Here is an 18,620-nt window from a genome sequence, read left to right as displayed (position 1 = left end):
GGTCAGCCGTCGAGCAGATCGCGGAGCTGGTGCCGGCCGCTGATCCCGAGCTTGGGGTAGGCGTTGTGCAGGTGGGAGCCGACCGTGCGGGGGGACAGGAACAGCTGCTCGGCGATCTCCCGGTTGCGCAGCCCGCGTGCCGCGAGCCGGACGATCTCCCGCTGCTGTGAGGTCAGGGCCTCCAGGGGATCGGCCTCGACGGGGCCGGCGATCGCGGCCCCGCTGGCCCGCAGCTCGCCGCGCGCCAGGTCGGCGAGCCCGGCGGCCCCGAGCCGGGTGAACGTCTCCAGCGCCGCGGTGAACAGCGGCCGCGCGTCGAGCGGACGGCGTCTCCGGCGCAGCCAGCGGGCGTAGTCCAGCCGGGCCTGGGCCCGCTCGAGCGGCCACTGCTCACCGGCCGGGTCGATGACCGCCAGCCGGTAGCCGCGCTCGACCTCGGCGGCCCGGCCCGCCGTGGCCTCGGCGACCAGCGCGTCGGCGCGGTGCAACAGCAACCGCATCCGGACGCTCGGGTGCTCGCCCAGCCGCGTCCGCACCGCCGCGACCACCTCGGCGGCGTCGGCACCGTGACCGGTGAGCTTGGCGGCGAACGCGAGGTCGGCCACCGAACGGCTGGAGAGGAAGGCGTCGTGCGGGGTCCCGTCCGCGGCGAAGAGCTCGCGCAGGTGCCGGTGGGCGGCCTGGACGTCCCCGGCGTTCAGCGCGGCCAGCCCGGCCGCGCGGCGCAGGCGCAGGTGCGTGAAGAGGTTCTCGGTCAGGTCGATCGACGGCCAGGCCGCGTCCAGCGCCGCGCGGTCCGCCCCCGGCTCTCCGCGCAGGGCGGTCAGTTCGGCGTGCAACGCCTCGGCGTCGACGGCGACGTACCGCAGGTGGTGCACGGCCGCGCACTCCCGCAGCTCCTCGATCAGCTCGCCGGCCTCGGTCCAGCGTCCGGTGGCGATCAGCGCGGAGGTGAACGCCGGACCGCACATCACCACCATGCCGTGCGACCGCCGCGCACCGAGCAAGGTGAACACCTGGCGGAACGCCGTCACGCACCCGTCCGATTCGTCGGCGAACCACGACACGGAACCGAGGCAGAGCAGGCGGACCAGCTCGGCGGGACCGTCGAGCGTCCGGTGCACGGCCGCGCCGGCCCGGCGGAACAGCGCCACGGCCTGTCCGGCGGGGTCGCTCTGCACGAGGATGTTCTCCCGGACCGCGGGCCGCGCGGCGGCGGGCAGGAGCCCGTCCGGGGCACCGTCGTCGCCGGCTTCCGGCCGGGCCAGCAGCTCGGCCACGACGGCGCGGTGCCGCGGCAGGCCGGACTGCACGGCGACGGCGGCCAGAACCGAAAGCAGGGCCAGCGCGGTGCCGCCGTCGCCGGGTCCGTGCTCCAGCAGGGCGGCGTGCAGCAGGTCGAACGCCTCGCGCTGGTGCGCCGACAGCGACAGCGCGTGTCCCGCGCCGGCCGCGGCGACGCCGAGCAGGGCGGGATCATCGGTCAGCCGGACGATCCGGTCGTGCAGCTCTCGGATCCAGACGGGGTCGCCGAAGTTGTCCGCCTCGTGGATGGCCCGCGCGTAGCGGCGAGCCCGATCCCCCGGGTCCGGGGTGCACTCGGCCGCGCGCTCCCACGCCCGGGCGGCCGCGTAGATGCCGCCGCGCTGCCGCGAGAGTTCCGCCGCCTTCTCCAGCTCCGCCGCGACGGACTCGTCCGGCATGATCGCGGCTTCGGCGAGGTGCCAGGCCCGCCGCTCGGGATCGTCGTGCAGCACGGCGGCCAGATCGCGGTGGACGCGGGCCCGCAGCTCGGCGGGCGCGGATTCGTAGGCCGCGGCCCGCACCAGCGGGTGCCGGAACGCCACCCCGCCGGCGGCCACCGTGAGCAGGCCGGCCTCCTCCGCGGGCGTCCAGGCCGACAGGTCGGCGACCCCGGCGGCCGCCATCGTCGTGGCCAGGCCGGCGCCGTCGGCCGCCGCCGCGTACACGGCCAGCCGCCGGGTGCGGTCCGGAAGTCCGTCGAGCCGGCCGGCGTACACGGCCGCCAGGCGCCGATCGCCGCGCAGCGGCCGGCCGGGCAGCACGGAGGTGCCGCCGCGGGCGGCGGCCCGGGCGAGCTCGAGCAACGCCAGTGGGCTGCCGGCCGCCTGCTGCAGCACCTCGAGCCGAACCCGGCCCGTCGGCGCCGAGGGCAGGGAGTCGACGAGCCGGGCCGCCGCGGCGTCGGACAGCGGCTCCAGCGTCAGCGCCGGCACGGCCGCGTCCACACGGACCGGCCGGGCGTGCCCCAGCGCGGCCAGCACCACGGCCAGCCGCTCGGTGGTGAGCCGGCGCAGGACGAACATGAGGACGTCGCAGGAGTCGTCGTCGATCAGCTGGACGTCGTCGACGAGCAGGACGAGCGGCCGCTCCGCGGCCAGCGCGCCGAACAGCGTCAGCACCGCGAGCCGCAGGACAGCGGGGTCCGGGGCGCCCGCGGCGGGCCTGGTGCCCAGCGCGACCTCGACCGCCTCCCGCAGGTGCGCGGCCAGCCCGGCCACCGCGGGCAGCACCGGGCGCAGCAGCTGGTGCAGGCCGGAGAAGGACTGTTCGGCTTCGGCGACGCAGCCCTGCGCGGCCAGCAGCCGGTAGCCGGCTTCCGCGGCGCGGCGGGCCGCCGCGTCCAGCAGCGCGGTCTTCCCCGCGCCGGCGTCGCCGAGCACCAGCAGGGCCCGCGGGCCGGTGCGCGCGTGGACGACGACACCGAGCACCGTGGCGAGTTCGTGGTCCCGGCCGAACAGATCCACCCTTGTCCTCCGAGCTCGCGGTGCCTGCCGCGGCGACTGTAGCCGAGCCGTTCCGCCGTCCCGGCGAGGTGGACGGGCGGTTGTGTCCGATGTCCTAAGATCACCCGGAGGTGAGGCAATGGGAGTCGACCCGCACGACAACGGCGCGGCCGGGCGCGAGGTGGTCCTCGACCCCGTGGTCGAACGCTACGTCCGGGCTTCGGCCACGCCACCGCACCTGCAGCAGCTCGGCCCGGACGACGGGCGGCTCGCCCTGCTGGAAGCCCAGGACGACACGACCGGCGACGAGGCGGTCCCCGCCGAATTCGCGATCGCGCCGATCACGCCCGAGGGCCCGGTCGGCTTCTGGCTCTTCCGGCCCGCCCACCTGACCGGCCTGCTTCCGGTGGTCGTCTACCTGCACGGCGGACGCTGGATGCTGGGCGAGGCCCGCACGCACGGCCGGCTCGTCCGCGACCTCGCCACGATCGCCGGGGCGGCCTTCGTCGTGCCCGAGTACACGCGCACTCCCGAGGCGCGCTATCCCGTGGCCCTCGAAGAGTGCTACGCCCTGGTGGACTGGATCGACGGCAACGCCGGGGGCCTGGACCTCGACGCGTCCCGGCTGGCCGTGGCGGGCGACTGCGCCGGAGCCACCCTCGCCACCGCGCTGACCATGCTCGTCAAGCAGCGCGGCGGACCCCGGATCCGCGCGCAGCTGCTGTACTACCCGCTGACCGATCCGGATTGCGGCAGCGGATCCCACCGCCGGTTCGCCACCGGCTACCTGCTCAGCAGCGGCCAGACGCGCTGGTACTGGCACGAATACGCCGGCCGGCCCGGCGACCTCGACGAACCCACCGCGGCGCCGCTGCGCGCCGACGTGGGTGACCTGTCCGGCCTGCCCCCGGCCCTGGTGATCACCGCCGAGGCGGACGTCGTCCGCGACGAAGCCGAACAGTACGCCCGGCACCTCAGGCGCTCCGGGGTGCCGGTCACCGCCACCCGCTACCTGGGCACCACGCACGACTTCGTCTCACTCAGGGCACTCCGCGACACCCCGGCCGCCCGGGCGGCCGTCCACCAGGGCGGCACTTTCCTCCACGACGCGCTCTGGGGGCGGTGACCACCGGAACCCCCGGTCACCGCGTCGTCGGCGACCGCCCGTACCCCGGAGGCGGCCGGACTCCGGCCACGAGCAACACGCGGCGCCGACGCGGCGGGACCGGCCACTGTGGACTTTACGGGTCGCGTTCCCGCCGCCGCGCCCGGATGGGGTGCCGCATGACGCGCGACCCTTCGTCGACATGACGCGCGGCCCGCTCGGCTGTCACCCGCGCAGGGTCCATTGCTGGTTCGCGCCGCCGTGGCACGGCCAGAGGATGATCTTGGTGCCGGCCGCGGTGCCGCCGCCGTCGGCGTCCAGGCAGAGTCCGGACTGCACGCCGGTGATGGTGCCGTTCGAGCCGACGGTCCACTGCTGGTTCGCCTGGCCGTGGCAGTCCCAGATGATCACCCGCGTGCCGTTGGCGGTGCCCTGGCCGGTGGCGTCGAGGCACTTGGTCCCGTACACCTGGAGCTTCCGGTCGGCGGTGTAGGTCCAGCGCTGCGCGTCGACGCTCCGGCAGTCCGCCAGCTGCACCTGCGTGCCGTTGGCGGTGGACCCGTTCGGCACCTCGACGCACCGGCCGGACCCGCTGCCCGCGATCTGGACGCCCTGCTGCGGGTTGCCGCCTCCGGGCGGGGCGTAGCCGGCGGCGGTGATGTTGGCCTGCACGGTTTCCTCGGTGGCGTTCGACGGGTAGCCGGCGGTCAGGACGCCTTCGTAGAAGGTGCCGGCGCCGGAAACGCTGTTGTCGCCACCGATGCCGAGGAGGATCGCGCCCTGCTTCTTCATCGGGTGGTAGCCGTTGGGCCGCGGCCCGTCGAACACGGTGGACAAGCCACCCGACTGCGCGTTCCCGCTCCGGATGGCCCAGTGGTTCGGCTCGCCCTTGACGACGGCGGTCACGAAGCGGTGGTTGACGCTCGGGTTCGGGTTGTGGCCTGCGTTCACGCCGGAGAACAGGCCCCACTCCAGGTCGGCCATGACCCAGGGACCGGTGCCGTCCCCGTAACCCCACTGCCGGTCGGCTCCGAAGTAGACGGTCTCCATGATGGCGGGCGCGTCGGCCTTGTTGGTCGTTTGCGCGTTGCCGTAGTCGAAGCAGCACCAGTTGTTGTAGTGGACGCCGTCGACGACCGCGTAGATGCCCTCCGGCTGGTCACCGGTCGCGACGCCGTTGGTCTTGTTGTTGCGGTAGCCGGTGCCGGGCGCGATGAAGACGCCGTACGCCTTGTGCCCGCCGACGGTGATCGGGGCCGCGGTCGCGTCGGCGAGGTTGTCCCACCCGCCGGGAGCGGGGCCGGGCCAGGTGCCGGGAGGCGCCTGCGTGAGGTGGTTGCCCCGGCCGGACTGGTCGTAGAGGACGGTGACGAGACACCGGGTGCCGGCGCAGAACGAGTCCTGGGCGGCGGCATCGGCCGCACCGCCAGCGCTGAGCACGCCGATGTCCCGCACGGCGCTGTCGGACGAGCGCTTGACCTGGTAGAGCGGACCGTTGTACGTGCCGTACAGCGCCCGGGTGGTGCTGTGCGCGGCCACGCACGGCGTACCGCCCGCGGCGTAGATGTCGCATGGTCCGGTCGTGGCGGCCTGCGCGGCGGGCGTTCCCCCGCCGACGGCCAGCGCGAAGAGGGTGGCGGCGGCTGCGGCGAGATGGCCGTATCGGCTTGTCATACCCGTCGATACCTTCCGTGCGGTCGGTCGAACCGGTTCGACCGGACGCTACGACTCCGGCGGCGGTCGGTCAACGGCATGGTGCCTCTGTGGCTCCGACCTGCGGCTCGGGCCGGAAAGTTTCACGGCGGGTGCCGGGGCGGGCCCGTCGGCGACCTCAGGAGTGGGTGTGTCGAACCGGTTCGCTGAACTCGGGGTGCGGGGTGTGCGCCCTCCCAGCCGTGGGCCCGGCTCCTTCGCGGCCTCGCTCCGCCCGGCGCCCGGCCCGTCCGGCCGATCGCCTCAGCGCGAGCCCACGCCGGCCACCAGGTCCAAGGTGCGCTCCCGCTCGTTGAGGGACACCACGATCAGGTCGCGCTCGCGTGTCCGGCGGTGGCGCGGTCCGGCTACCGCCGGAACCAGCGCCGCTTCCGCGGGTTCTCCGCGGGGTCGGGGGGCCGCAGTCCCAGATTCCCGGTCAGGAAGAACGTCCCGGTCACGATGTTGCCGGGCGCGGGTGGCCGCTCGAGGACGGTGGGCGCGATCGCGACCCCGAGTTCGATCGCGGCGATGGTGCGGACGCGGATCCGGTGGAACGTCGTGCCGGTCACGGTGTTCACGGGCATTCTGGCTTCGACGACCTCGCCGGCGAACAGCGCGTGGGCGGAGGGCGTCCAGCCGGGGCCGGGGTCCGCGAGCGGGAAACTGCCGGAGGGGATGAAGTGGTCGGCGGCGAACTTCGGCATGTCGTCGTCCTGAGCGGCGTAGAACGCCTCGGCGTCGGCGTGCACGGTGACCTCTTCGGCCAGCGCCGCCAGCACCAGGGATCCGGTCTCGAGCCGTCCGCCGGCGTGGGCGAGGACCGCTCGGTCCTCCAGCTCCACCGCGACGGGACAGACCAGCTGCCCGTCGACGCCGTCGAGGAGCTCGAGCATCGCGGTTTCGTCGTCGACGAGACGGACGTTGCGCACCGGTACCGCGGGCGTCGTGCCGGCCAGGCTCGGCAGGAGGAACTCGACCTCGCCGCCGCGGACCTGCGCGACCAAGCGGGCGCCGGAGGGATCGGTCCAGACGTGCTCGCTGGTCTTCGGGGTGATCGGCCGCGCCGTGCCCGCGCCGATCAGGGAGACCACCCTCTCCGCGAACTCGTCCTCGCTGGTGACACCGATCCCGATCGCCTCGAAGTGGCTGGACACGATCACTCCCCCTGTTTCCCTCGTCCACAGGAGACTAACGGCGGGCGGGAGCGAGGTCATCCGGGTTTGGCGGCTACTCGCCGACCCGCGCATCGACGAGCAGGACGTCCGCCAGGGACCGGCGGGGCGTCCACGGCACCGGCGTGCCCCGGCCCAGCCGCAGCACGATCTGCGGCCACAACCCGCCGCCGAGCAGTTCGCGCAGCTCGGCACGCACCGCGGGGACTTCGACCGGCTGGGAGATGAACGACGCGTCGAGGCCGGCGGCGGTGGCCGTGAGCAGGACCCGCTGCATGGCCTGCCCGGCGCGGAGCTGGTCGAGGCGGGTGTCGTCGAAGGTGCCGATGACCACGACCAGCGGGTCGTCCTCGTCGATCCGGCCGCGCCGGGGGCCGCGCCGGGTGCCGAAGTCCCGGAGGATCCAGCCGCCGTCGTCGGCGGGCATCGCGCCGGCCGCGTAGGCGGGGACGCCGTCGCGGCTGTGGCGGGCGCGTCCGGTCCAGTACCGCCATTCGGCGAGGAACTCCGGATTGCCCAGCTGGACCTGGTGGCTCTTCTGCACCAGTTCGCGGAGCTGCCCGAGCTGATCCGCGTCGAGCCGGGGCAGCCAGGCCTGCTCGGCTTCGGCGGCGTGGCGCAGCTCGGCGACCACGGAGGCGCGGATGGCGGTCGTCTCGAAGGGGGTGCGGTTGGTGTGGCGGCGCGGGATCGCGTCGGCCAGCCGGACGAGCCGCCGGTCGGGTCTGCGGGCGGCGAAGGGCCGGACGAGGGCCAGCTGGGCCGGGTCGTCGCGGCGGGGAAGCAGCGTCGTCGCGGGGTGGGCGCCGAGGGCGTGGATGGCGGTGCGCAGGTTGAACAGCGCGGCCCCGCAGGAGAGCAGCAGTTCCCGGCCGTCCGCGTCCACCACCGGCAGCCCGCGTCCCGGGTCCGCGTGCAGTTCGAGGCCCGCGGGTGTGCAGCGGAACCGCCAGGGCTGCGTGTTGTGCGTCGACGGCGCCAGCGTGGCGGCGCTGATCACCGACTTCACCTGGTCGGAGTCCAGGAGACCGATCGGCCTGATAGCTGATGTCATGTTTTCCCTCGCGCCGCGACACGGCACACTGTGTTCGGAAGGCTCATCGCGACGATCTCTCGGGTCGCCGGGCCTGGGAAAGGGGAAAAGGTCACCAGTGGCGCGAGCGACGCGGAGGTTCCGGGCAGCGTGTCAGTAGGCGAAATCACCGGGGACGGACCCGGCCCCCGGCGGATGGCGGGCACGTTGTCGGGCCTGCGGCTGCGTGAGGTGCTGCGTGACCTGCAGGATCGTATCGAGCTGCTGATCGGTACGCGCGACAAGATGGACGGTCTGCTCGACGCGGTGCTGGCGGTGGCGTCGGGGTTGGAGCTGGATGCGACGTTGCGGCGGATCGTGCAGGCGGCGATGGAGCTGGGCGAGGCCGAGTACGGGGCGCTCGGGGTGCTGGCCGAGGACGGTTCCCTGTCGGAGTTCGTCTACGTCGGCATCGACGACGAGACCCGACGGCTGATCGGTGATCTGCCGACCGGGCACGGGGTGCTGGGCGTGGTGATCGACGAGGCGAAGCCGTTGCGGATGGAGGAGATCTCCGCGCACCCGGCCTCGGTCGGGTTTCCGGCGCACCACCCGCCGATGCATTCGTTCCTCGGGGTGCCGGTGCGGGTGCGGGACGAGGTGTTCGGCCGGCTGTACCTGACCGAGAAGAAGAGCGGGGAGCAGTTCACCGACGACGACGAGGTCGTGGTGCAGGCACTCGCCGCGGCCGCCGGGATCGCGATCGAGAACGCCCACCTCTACGAGCAGGCGCAGGTGCGGCAGCAGTGGCTGGCCGCGACCAGCGAGGTGACCACCGAGCTGCTGGGCGGCGATGACCCGGTCGAGGCGCTGAACCTGATCGCCAGCCGGGCACTCGAGCTGACCGGCTCGGAGATCACGATGCTGGCCCTGCCGAACTCCGGGCGCCTGGACGTCGACGAGGACTGGGGCGAGGACGTCGACGACCTGACGATCACCGTCTGCGCGGGGACCCGCGCGGCGGAGCTGTCGGGAACCCACGTCGACCTCGAAGAAAGCGTCCCCGGGTCGGTGTACCGGGATCGGACGCCGCGCAGCGTGCCCGAGCTGGCGTTGCGTGAGCACCGGTTCGGGCCCGCGCTGGTGGTGCCGTTGCGGGCGGGGGACCGGACGACCGGGGTGCTCATCGCGGCGCGGGAGGTGGGGGCGGGCTCGTTCGAGTCGGCTCAGCTGTCGGTGGTGGCGTCGTTCGCCGATCAGGCGGCGCTGGCGTTGCAGCTGGCGGCGCAGCAGCGGGCGGCCCGGGAGCTGGACGTGCTGGGGGACCGGGACCGGATCGCCCGTGATCTGCACGACCACGTGATCCAGCGGTTGTTCGCGGTCGGGTTGTCGATGCAGAGCACGCAGCGGCGGACGAAGTCCCCGGAGCTGCAGAAGCGGCTCGGTGACAGCATCGAGCAGATGCACGAGATCGTGCAGGAGATCCGCACGGCCATCTTCGACCTGCACGGCGGCGCGGCGGGGGAGACGGGGCTGCGGCTGCGGCACCGGCTGCACGACGCCATCGCCGAGCTCACCGACGACGCGCCGCTCCAGCCCACGGTCAGCATGTCCGGCCCGATCGACACCGTGCCCACCCAGCTGTCGGAGCACGTCGAAGCGGTGGTCCGGGAGGCGGTCAGCAACGCGGTGCGGCACGCGGAGGCCTCGACCGTCTCGGTCTCGGTCGCGGTCAAGGACGATCTGCTGCGGATCCTGGTGGTCGACGACGGCAAGGGACTGGCCGAGGACATCTCGCCGAGCGGACTGGGCAACCTCGGCGACCGCGCCGCGGCGGTCGGCGGCGCGTTCACGCTGGGCAGCGGTCCCGAAGGCGGCCTGAAGGTGGAATGGACGGCGCCGCTGCGCTGAGCCGGAACGACCGGGCGGCTCAGCGAAGACCGGGAAGACGGCGGACGGCGACCGCGGTCACCGCCGAAGTGGTCGCGGCCATCAGCAGGCCGCCGGACGCGCCGATGAGGACCGTCGTGGCGAGGGCTTGCGCCGGTACAACTCCGGGCGGGCCGCGGCGGGGGCCGGGGTGGCTGCCGAAGGTCCCCGGACGCGGGGACGAACGACCGCAGCGACCACCCCTTCGCTGGACCTACCGTCGGGACGCACGGGAACCGCGGAAGTCTGCTCCGCACAGCCCCGACCGGAGGAGTCGACATGACCATCAGCACGGTGTCCGCGGTGATGACCGCCGATCCGATCACCGTCTCCACGAAGACGTCGTTCAAGGACATCGCCCAGCTGCTCACCGGCAACGGGATCAGCGCGGTCGGCGTCCTCGACAAGACGGGCGCGCTCGTCGGCGTCGTCTCCGAAGCCGACCTGCTGCCGCACCTGTGGGACGACCCGAAACCGCGGTGGCGCGACCGCCGGCTGGCCCGCAAGGCGACGGCGTGCACGGCGAAGGACCTGATGACCAGCCCGGCCGTCACCATCGACGCCGAAGAGCCGCTCGCCGTCGCCGCGGCGATGTTCGCCCACACCCGCGTCCGCCGCCTGTTCGTGCTGCGCGACGGCAAGGTGGCCGGCGTACTGGCGCGGCGCGACCTGGTCGGGGTGTTCACCCGGGGCGACGCCGAGCTCGAGCGCGAGGTCACCGAGCGGGTGCTGCGCGACACGCTGAACCTCGGGCCGGACCGCGTGGGCGTCGAGGTGCGGGCCGGTGTGGTGACGGTCGTCGGGCGCGTCGAGCGGCGCAGCGACATCGACCCGGTGACCCGGCTGATCCGCGAGCTGTCCGGGGTGGTCGAGGTCCGCAACCGCCTGGACTACGTCTGGAACGACGTGGCCTGAGCCGAAGCCGGCCACGAGGACCGTGCTGCCCGCGCCGGCGGCGCGAAAGATCGCAGGTCCCCGGCCCCGGACCGAATCCCCTTCGGCTCCGGCGAACAAGGTCGGCTCGTCACCGGCGGCGGCACGGCGTTCGCTGCACCACCGGCTCGGCGTCGCGACCGGGCCTTGCGGGCGAAAGCCGGTCACCCCCGGGCCGCCTCCGTCGCCCACATCACGTGGGATCGGGCGTGGGCGACGGCGTCGTCGAGGTCGGTGAACAGGTGGTTCTCGTGGCGGAGCTTGCCGAGGGCGCCGGTGGCCGTCAGCAGGTGGCGGTGGTGGGGCCGGATTCCCTTGACCAGCACGGTGATGTCGCGGGCTTCCAGTTCTTCGATCGCTTCGCCGAGGGCTCTGGCGCCGGTGGCGTCGAGCAGGTGCAGCCGGGACAGGCGCAGGACGACGACGAGGACGTCGCCGGCCGTTCCGGCGATTTCCGTGAGGAGACGTTCGGAGGCGCCCCAGAACATGGCGCCTTCGAAGCCGAACACCGCGATGTGCTCGTCGCCGGGGGTGGCGGGGCCGGGAAGCGGGTCCCGCCGGGCGTGGGCGGCGCCGGCGAGGTGCCGCAGGGCGAAGAACGCGGCGACGAGCAGGCCGATCTCGACGGCGAGGATGAGGTCCGCGGCGACGGTCACCAGCGCGGTCACGGCGAAGGTAGCCGCGCTGGACCGGCTCGCGTGGACGACCTCGCGGATCGTGGGCAGCGGCACCATCCGCAGGCTGGTGACCATGAGCACCCCCGCCAGCGCGGCCAGCGGGATTCGGGACACGAGCGCGGTGGCGGCGTAGATGACCGCGAGGATCACCAGGGCGTGCGTGACGGCGGCGAGCCGGGTGCGGGCACCGGAACGGACGTTGACCGCGGTGCGGGCGATCGCGCCGGTGGCGGGCATGCCGCCGAAGAGGCCGCTGGCGATCGAGGCCAGCCCCTGGCCGACGAGTTCGCGGTCGGGGCGGGTCGGCCCGACCGGGGGGCCGCCGCGGGTCATCGTCACCGCGACGCGCGCGGACAGCAGGGACTCGATCGCCGCCAGCGCCGCGACCGCGACGACGGCGCCGGTCAGGTCGCCGACGGCGCCGAGGGTGAACGACGGCAGCGTGGGGGTCAGTGTGCTCGGCAGACCGCCGATCCGCGGCAGGGGTGCGTGGACGACCTCGGCGACGACGGTCGCCACGGCGACCGCGAGCAGGGACGCCGGTATCCCGCGGTGCAGCCTGGGCAGCAACAGCATGAGCACCGCCACCAGCGCCACGGTCGCGATCGTCCAGACGGCCGCGGTGCCGCCGGTGACGGCGTGGCCGACGGCGCCGGCCGCCGCCAGGAGCGGGTTCTTCCCCGCCGGCGCGGTCGTGCCGACGGCCGCGGGAACCTGCTGCAGGAAGATGATGCAGGCGATGCCGAGCGTGAAGCCCTCGACGACCGGCCAGGGCAGGAAGCCGACCAGCCGGCCCAGTCGCGCGATCCCCGCGACGAGCACGACCAGGCCGCCGAGGACGGAGACCAGGGCGACCGAGGACGCGCCGTGTGCCGCGACGATCGGGGCGAGGACCACGGCCATCGCGCCGGTCGGCCCGGACACCTGGACCGGTGAGCCGCCGAACACCGCGGCCACGATCCCCGCCACGACGGCGGTGACCAGCCCGGCCGCCGGTCCGGCGCCGGAGCTGACCCCGAAGGCCAGGGCCAGGGGGAGCGCCACGACGCCGACGGTGAGCCCGGCGAGCAGGTCCGCGCGCAGCACGGGCCCGCGCAAGTCGTAGTCGCCGCGGCCCGGCAGCAGATCGCGGGCGTTCACACCCGGGCCGCGATCGCGTCGAGCACGGCCTGGGGACTCGCGCCGGGCAGCGGCGGCAGCTCGCGCGCGGCGCGCAGCTGCTCCGAGCCGGGGCGCAGGCCCGCCATCAGAAACGCCCGTGCCACCACGAGCAGCTCGGCGACCAGGGGTTCGGCGAGCCAGTATTCGACGGCGTTGCCGGTGCGCGACGAGGTGACGACCCGGCTGCGGCGCAGCACGGCGAGGTGCTGGGACAGCTGGGAGGCCTCGCAGCCGGTCACTTCGAGCAGCCGCGTCACCGGCGCGCCCTCGTCCCCGGCGGCGGCGAGCACCTCGAGGACCTGGATCCGCGTGGGGTGGGCCAGGCACTTGAACAGGTCGGCCTTGATCCGGTACAGCGGCTCTGTCGTGCGGGATCTCGCGGGCATGAGCACCTCCTGGATTGATGACTCTATCAATCCATCAATCCACGGCGGCCGGCGGCCCCGCCGTGGTCCGCCGTGGAACCGCGATGCGCGCGCGGCCTGACGACCGGCCCGGCCACCGCCGTGAACACCGGCGCTCAGGACCGTGCACGGGCTCCAGCTCGCCGGCGTGTACTACGGGGTCGGGGTGCTCGGCGCCGGTGCCGACATGCTGCTCGGGGCACGGCGGCCACGGTCATCGCGCACGCGCACTGCCCGGTGGCCGGCCGTCCCCGACGCGATGTCCACACCGGACTGTTTCCTCCGCCGCGTGCGCTCAGCTGCGGAACAGCGCGACCTTCAACGCGTTGCTGTCCTGCGGGTGGGCGAAGACGTCGTAAGCTTCGTCCATGTCGTCGAGCCCGAACCGGTGGGTGACGAACCGGCTGGTGTCCATGCGGCCCGCCGCGAGCATGCGCAGCAGCATCGGCGTGCTGGAGGTGTCGACCAGTCCGGTCGTGATGGTGACGTTCTTGATCCACAGTTCTTCCAGGTGCAGGGTCGCCGGCGCGCCGTGGACGCCGACGTTCGCCACGTGCCCGCCGGGGCGGACCAGTTTTGTGCACAGTTCGAACGTCTCCGGGACGCCGACCGCTTCGATGGCGACGTCCGCGCCGAGCCCGTCGCTCGCTTCGGCGACGGCGGCCGCCGCGTCACGGGGCTGCACGAGCACGTCGGCACCGAAGGACTTCGCCGCGTCCAGCCGGGCGGGTTCCTTGTCCACCACGATGATCCGGCTGGGCGAGAAGAGCTGGGCGTTGGTGATCGCCGCCAGGCCGATCGGTCCGGCGCCGACGAGCACGACGGTGTCGCCCGGCTTGACACCGCCGCTCGAGACGCCGACTTCGTAGGAGGTCGGGACGATGTCGGCCAGCATCAGCGCGGACTCGTCGCTGACCCCGGACGGCAGCACGTACGTCGAGGTGTCGGCGAAGGGGACGCGCGCGTATTCGGCCTGGACGCCGTCGGTGGTGTGGCCGAGGATCCAGCCCCCGCCGCCGAGGCACTGGCCGTAAGCCGCCTGCCGGCAGTACTCGCACCGGCCGCACGCCGAGATGCAGGAGACCAGGACCTTGTCACCGGGTTTGACGGTGGTTACGGCGGTTCCGGTCTCGGTGATCGTGCCGACGGCTTCGTGGCCGAGGATCCGGCCGCGTTCGACCTCGGGGACGTCGCCTTTCAGGATGTGCAGGTCGGTGCCGCAGATGGTGACCGCGTCGATCCGGACGATGGCGTCCGTGGGCGCGGCGAGTTCGGGGTCGGCGTGGTCGGTCCAGCTGCGCCGGCCCGGTCCGTCGTACACGAATGCCTTCATTTTCCTACCTCCCACAGGGGAAAGGGCGCCCGCCGGCCGGCGGGCGCCTGTGGTGCGGGTTCGTTCTTCAGCGCAGCCACGTGCGGTCGCCGACGAGGGTGGCCCAGCGGCGGCCGAGTCCCCAGGTGTTGCCGGCCGCGGTGACGGCGAGGGCGATGAGGACGAGGGCGTAGACGAGGTGGTAGTCGATGATGGGGTTGGTGGAGTGGGTGGCTTCGCCGGTGCTGGTGCTGAGGGCGAAGGGCCATTCGGCGGTCCACATGAGGAGCATCATGAGGGTGCCGGCGGCGGCGCTGAGGCGGAGTCCGATGCCGGCGGTGACGGCGATGCCGATGGCGGCGAGGCCGAGCATGAACAGGGTGTCGGCCCACCAGGTGCCGGCCCAGGCGTGGAACGTCGACTCGAAGGGTCCGACGTGGACGCCGCTGAGGAAGCCTTTGGTGGGGGAGCCGCCGCCGATCCAGGCGCCTTTCGACGGGGTGGCGTAGCCGAGGCCGAAGAGCTTGTCGAGGAACGCCCACAGGAAGACGAACCCGGTGGCGACGCGGAGGACGGCCAGGGACTTCCCGGCGGTGGTGTGCCCGGCGGTGAAGTCGGGGAGTGGGGCCGGCTCGGTGGTGTGGTGACCCGAGGTGGTCTTCTTTTCATCCGGTCGGATGGACATGGGGGAAACCTCCGTTCTTTCGGTGCTGGGCTCAGTCTCGGCCGTCGCGGCGCCGGGGGATGGGGCCGAAGGTCCCCGGTCACGAGGCCCTTGGGCGCCGGTTCGCGAGGATCGGGGGGAAAGGGACCGAAGTCCCCGCGAAGCGGGGCGGAAGCCTCGCGCGGAAAGCGGCGTCCGCCGGTTGACTTCACCGGCGACGAAAGGGGAATCGGATGAGCGAGCCGGTGCTGGTGGTCGGCGTGGACGGCTCGGCGGGAGCGCTCACCGCGCTCCGCTGGGCGGCGGGTGCGGCGCGGGAACGAGGCCGGGGTCTGCGTCTGGTGCACGCGCTGCCGGACCTGCCCGGGCCGTACCCGCGCTCGGACCCGGTGCACGAGCAGCTGCTGGAGGTGGCCGCGGAGGAGGGCGTGCGGATGCTCGCCGATGCCGTCCGGGAAGTTCCGGCGGAGGTCCGGGTGGAGACGGCGCTGCGGCCCGAGCGGCCCGCCGAGGCGCTGCTCGACGAGTCGCACCGCGCGGCGATGGTCGTGCTGGGCACGCCCTTCCTGCGCCCGCTGGGCCGGATCCTGCTCGGATCGGTCTCGGTGGCGCTGGCCGCGCACGCGCGGTGCCCGGTCATCCTCGTGCGGCCGCACGCCGGCGACGACGAGCCACCCGCCGAGGGGCCGGTCGTGGTGGGCGTCGACGGCACGCCGGCGAGCGAAGAGGCGATCGCGATCGCGTTCGAAGAGGCGTCCTGGCGACGGGCCCGGCTGATCGCGCTCCACTGCCGTCCCGGCGTTCGGGGGAAGGCACCCACCGCCGCCGCGGAGGAACTGCTCGCCGAGCGGCTGGCGGGGTGGCCGGAGAAGTACCCGGACGTGGTCGTCGACCGCGTCGTGCGGCCCGGGCGCCCGGCCGAGCGGCTGCTCGACCTCGCCGACCGGGCCCAGCTGCTGGTGGTCGGCAGCCGCGGCTTCGGCGGCCTGGCCCTCGGCTCGACGAGCCAGACGCTGATGTCCTCCGCGCTCTGCCCGGTCGTCGTCGCCCGCGCGCCCGCGAAGTAGCCCCCCATCCGGCGCGGTCAGCCGCGGTCGCCGGAGCGCCGCTCCTGGCCCCGGCGATTCCTTTCGCCCGCCGGCGGAGTCCAAGAGAAGCCCGGACGAGCGGGCCGGTGCGGGCGTCGCTCGGCACCGGCCCCGGCCGCCCGGCCACGAGGATCCGGAATCGAGAGGAAACGCGCGATGAACGTGCCCCCGGTGGTGCCCGCCCCCGAATGGGAGGCCGCCCGGCAGAGGCTGCTGGTCAAGGAAAAAGCCCAGACCCGCGCGCACGACGCGCTGGCCGCCGAGCGGCGCCGGATGCCGTGGATGGCGGTGGAGAAGGACTACCGGTTCGAGGGGCCGGACGGGCCCGTGCGCCTGCTCGACCTGTTCGAAGGGCGCCGCCAGCTGATCGTCTACCGGTTCTTCTTCGAGCCGGGGGTGCACGGCTGGCCCGAGCGGGCCTGTGTCGGTTGCTCGATGATGGCCGACCAGGTCGGCCACCTCGCGCACCTGAACGCCCGGGGCACGACGTACGCGCGCGTGTCGCGGGCGCCGCAGCCGGACATCCGGCGATTGAAGCGGGAAATGGGCTGGGACAGTCCCTGGTACACCCTCACCGACGACTTCGACGCCGATTTCGGGGTGGACCAATGGCACGGCACCAACGCGTTCGTGCGGGACGGCGAGCGGGTGTTCCGCACGTACTTCGTCAACCACCGCGGTGACGAGGCGCTGGGCAGCACCTGGAGCTACCTCGACCTCACCGCGTTCGGGCGGCAGGAGGAGTGGGAGGACTCGCCGGAGGGGTATCCGCGGACCCGGGCGTACGAGTGGTGGCGGCGGCACGACGAGTACGACACGGGGACCGATCCGTGGGAGGGACGCCTCGACGAAAAGGTGGCCGCCACCAAGGCGCACGCCCGCACGTCGGCGGGCGGCGCCTCCTGACGGCGGCGGGCTCGGCCTGGTACCGAGCCCGCCGCGTCATCAGCACGCCACGGTCAGCGCTGCAGCGTCAGCAGGCCGGGGCGGTAAGGCAGGAGGACGTACTCCGTGCCGTCGGAGCGCGGGTCACGCCCCTGGTAGAGCAGCTGCAGGTTGCAGGGGTCGACGGTCTTGGTCTGGTCGGGGTTGGTGCGGACCAGGTCGCCGTGGCTGATGTCGTTGGTCCAGGTGGCGCCGCTGTTGGCCTTGCCCGCGAAGGGATTGCTCTCGGTCGCGGCCTGCGGGGTCCACGAACCGGTCAAGCTGCCGGAGGTGAACGAGCGGAAGTAGCGCCCGTTCCGCCCCTGCGCCTCGACGATCATGAGGTACTGGTTCTGGCCCTGGACCTTGTAGACCTCGACCGCTTCGAACAGGTTCTGCGCCGTGTCGCTCATGATCTTCGTGAAGCTCGAGCCGAAGCTGCCGGGGAAGTTCCCGATCGGCATGGTGGCGCGGTAGATGTTGCCGAGATCGTCGGCGAAGAACAGGTACATGTTCGTGTCGTCGCCGATGATGGTCTGGTCGAGCGGTGCCCCGACCGGGAGGGTGCCGGTGAACAGGGTCTGCGGCGCGGACCAGCCGTTGGGGTTGGTGGGGTCGCTCGAGGTGCGGTAGGAGAAGGTCGGGCCGCCCCACTGGTAGGCCAGGACCCAGACGTTCTTCGGAGCGAAGTAGAACAGCGTCGGCGCGACCGCCCCGATGGTCAACGTGTTCTGGCCGGCGGTGGCCATGTCGGACCAGTTCGTGAAGGGGCTGAAGCTCATCGACTTCCAGCTCTTCGAGGTGTCGGCCGTCGTGGCGTAGACGATGTGCTTGCCGTTGTAGACGACGTTGGTGAAGTCCTTGAGCGCGACCCACCCCGACTTCGGGTTCGCCAGCGGGCCGGTCGACGACCAGCGGTACGTCGACGGCAGCGTGCAGGTGGTGCTGCCCCCGGCGACCTGGACGAGCTGCCACTGCTGGTTGCCGCCGTTCCAGTCGCCGTACTGCACCACACTGGCGCCGTCGGCCGTCGCGGCGCCCTGCACTTCGACCACCTTGGCGCTGGTGCGGTTGACCAGCCGGACGTACCCGCTGCCCGAGTCGGCCAGGCTGAACTGCTGGTTGGTGCCGCCGTTGTCGGTCCACTGCACCACGCTCGCGCCGTCGGCGACCGAGGCGCCCAGCACGTCGGCGAGCTTGCCGGAGTGCCGCGCGCGCAGCTTGTAGTAGCCGCCGCCGGCGTCCACGAACTGGAACTGCTGGTTGGTGGCGTTGGTGCGGGTCCACTGGACGAGGTTGGCGCCGTCGGCGGTGGAGGCGCCGCTGACGTCGAGGGCCTTGCCGCTGTTGCGGTTCAGCAGCACGTACCAGGCGCTGGTGTCCACTGTGGCGGCCGACGCCGACACGGGGGCCATCGTGAGCAGCCCGGCCACGACCGCCACGACCGCCGCCACGGCCGATCCCGGCCGCCACCGGCGGCGCCACCGCGCGGTGCGCGAAAACCCAACCGACATAGCAACTTCCTTTCCTCGACGGGGACCGCCGGCGTGCAGTGTTAGCGTTAACATTTTCCCCCAAGGGGCGGGCTCGAACAGGGGGGTTTGGAGGGGGACGGGGAGCCGACGGGCGGTGCGCCTGAACGCACCAGTGGACTGTGAACGATGGCGTCGACCGCGTCAAGGTGTAACGGGAAGGTTTTCGGAGGAAGTCGCCCGGGAAAACACGGGCCCCGCCGAGGCGTCGCGGAGGGCGGACCGGTCTTCCGGGCCCGGCGGCAACCTTTCCGCGCCCGGCGGC

Annotated in this window: 14 protein-coding genes; 5 read left to right on the top strand and 9 right to left on the bottom strand. The window is 73.2% G+C overall.

Translation table 11 applies throughout. The features are described from left to right. Positions 1-2 precede the first annotated feature (2 nt). Positions 3-2,768: a helix-turn-helix transcriptional regulator gene (locus DV20_RS11600; RefSeq protein ID WP_043779255.1), complete on the bottom strand. Its 2,766-nt coding sequence runs from the start codon at positions 2,766-2,768 to the stop codon at positions 3-5. A gap of 118 nt (positions 2,769-2,886) precedes the next feature. On the opposite strand from DV20_RS11600, the gene DV20_RS11595 reads away from it, so the two are divergent. Beyond that, positions 2,887-3,873, top strand: coding sequence for an alpha/beta hydrolase (locus DV20_RS11595; RefSeq protein ID WP_043779254.1), 987 nt, complete (start codon positions 2,887-2,889; stop codon positions 3,871-3,873). A 204-nt stretch (positions 3,874-4,077) separates the two neighbouring features. Here DV20_RS11595 and DV20_RS11590 read toward each other — a convergent pair whose 3' ends face one another. The 3 genes from DV20_RS11590 to DV20_RS11580 all read right to left on the bottom strand — a co-directional run bounded on the left by DV20_RS11590 (position 4,078) and on the right by DV20_RS11580 (position 7,773). Next, on the bottom strand, positions 4,078-5,526 hold the full coding sequence (locus tag DV20_RS11590) for an arabinofuranosidase catalytic domain-containing protein (RefSeq protein WP_084093425.1): 1,449 nt from the start codon (positions 5,524-5,526) through the stop codon (positions 4,078-4,080). Between the two features lie 386 nt (positions 5,527-5,912). Then, positions 5,913-6,701, bottom strand: a complete 789-nt coding sequence (locus tag DV20_RS11585) for a hypothetical protein (protein ID WP_043779468.1) — start codon at positions 6,699-6,701, stop codon at positions 5,913-5,915. Positions 6,702-6,774: 73 nt separating this feature from the next. Next, positions 6,775-7,773 (bottom strand): Acg family FMN-binding oxidoreductase, encoded by a 999-nt coding sequence (locus DV20_RS11580; RefSeq protein ID WP_200876397.1) that lies wholly within the window; start codon positions 7,771-7,773, stop codon positions 6,775-6,777. 174 nt (positions 7,774-7,947) lie between these two features. Here DV20_RS11580 and DV20_RS11575 point away from each other — a divergent pair, with 174 nt between their 5' ends. Together DV20_RS11575 and DV20_RS11570 are read left to right on the top strand one after the other, a co-directional pair. Further along, positions 7,948-9,642, top strand: coding sequence for a sensor histidine kinase (locus DV20_RS11575; protein WP_051735903.1), 1,695 nt, complete (start codon positions 7,948-7,950; stop codon positions 9,640-9,642). Positions 9,643-9,939: 297 nt separating this feature from the next. Then, positions 9,940-10,575, top strand: coding sequence for a CBS domain-containing protein (locus DV20_RS11570; protein ID WP_043779253.1), 636 nt, complete (start codon positions 9,940-9,942; stop codon positions 10,573-10,575). Between the two features lie 182 nt (positions 10,576-10,757). On the opposite strand, the gene DV20_RS11565 is transcribed toward DV20_RS11570, so the two are convergent. The 4 genes from DV20_RS11565 to DV20_RS11550 form a co-directional block, all read right to left on the bottom strand. Next, complete coding sequence (locus DV20_RS11565) at positions 10,758-12,410, bottom strand: SulP family inorganic anion transporter (protein ID WP_043779252.1); 1,653 nt, start codon at positions 12,408-12,410, stop codon at positions 10,758-10,760. Beyond that, complete coding sequence (locus DV20_RS11560; RefSeq protein WP_043779250.1) at positions 12,407-12,817, bottom strand: ArsR/SmtB family transcription factor; 411 nt, start codon at positions 12,815-12,817, stop codon at positions 12,407-12,409. The genes DV20_RS11565 and DV20_RS11560 overlap by 4 nt, the downstream gene beginning before the upstream one ends. A 313-nt stretch (positions 12,818-13,130) precedes the next feature. Continuing rightward, positions 13,131-14,168 carry a zinc-dependent alcohol dehydrogenase family protein gene (locus DV20_RS11555; protein ID WP_043779249.1) on the bottom strand — a complete coding sequence of 346 codons (1,038 nt, stop codon included), beginning with the start codon at positions 14,166-14,168 and terminating at the stop codon, positions 13,131-13,133. A gap of 67 nt (positions 14,169-14,235) precedes the next feature. Further along, a complete protein-coding gene (locus DV20_RS11550) occupies positions 14,236-14,832 on the bottom strand; it encodes a DoxX family membrane protein (protein ID WP_043779243.1) in 597 nt (198 codons plus the stop codon). Positions 14,833-15,044: 212 nt separating this feature from the next. Between DV20_RS11550 and DV20_RS11545 the strand changes: the two genes are divergently transcribed. Next, positions 15,045-15,878 (top strand): universal stress protein, encoded by an 834-nt coding sequence (locus tag DV20_RS11545; protein WP_043779241.1) that lies wholly within the window; start codon positions 15,045-15,047, stop codon positions 15,876-15,878. A 177-nt stretch (positions 15,879-16,055) separates the two neighbouring features. Further along, entirely contained in the window at positions 16,056-16,805 is a 750-nt protein-coding gene (locus DV20_RS11540) for a DUF899 domain-containing protein (RefSeq protein WP_084093424.1), read from the top strand. Between the two features lie 53 nt (positions 16,806-16,858). Here DV20_RS11540 and DV20_RS11535 read toward each other — a convergent pair whose 3' ends face one another. Then, positions 16,859-18,337, bottom strand: a complete 1,479-nt coding sequence (locus tag DV20_RS11535) for a non-reducing end alpha-L-arabinofuranosidase family hydrolase (RefSeq protein WP_043779238.1) — start codon at positions 18,335-18,337, stop codon at positions 16,859-16,861. Between the last annotated feature and the right edge of the window lie 283 nt (positions 18,338-18,620).

It is taken from the genome of Amycolatopsis rifamycinica, assembly GCF_000695625.1.
Classification (GTDB): Bacteria; Actinomycetota; Actinomycetes; order Mycobacteriales; family Pseudonocardiaceae; genus Amycolatopsis; species Amycolatopsis rifamycinica.
This window is presented reverse-complemented; position numbering and strand designations above follow the sequence as displayed.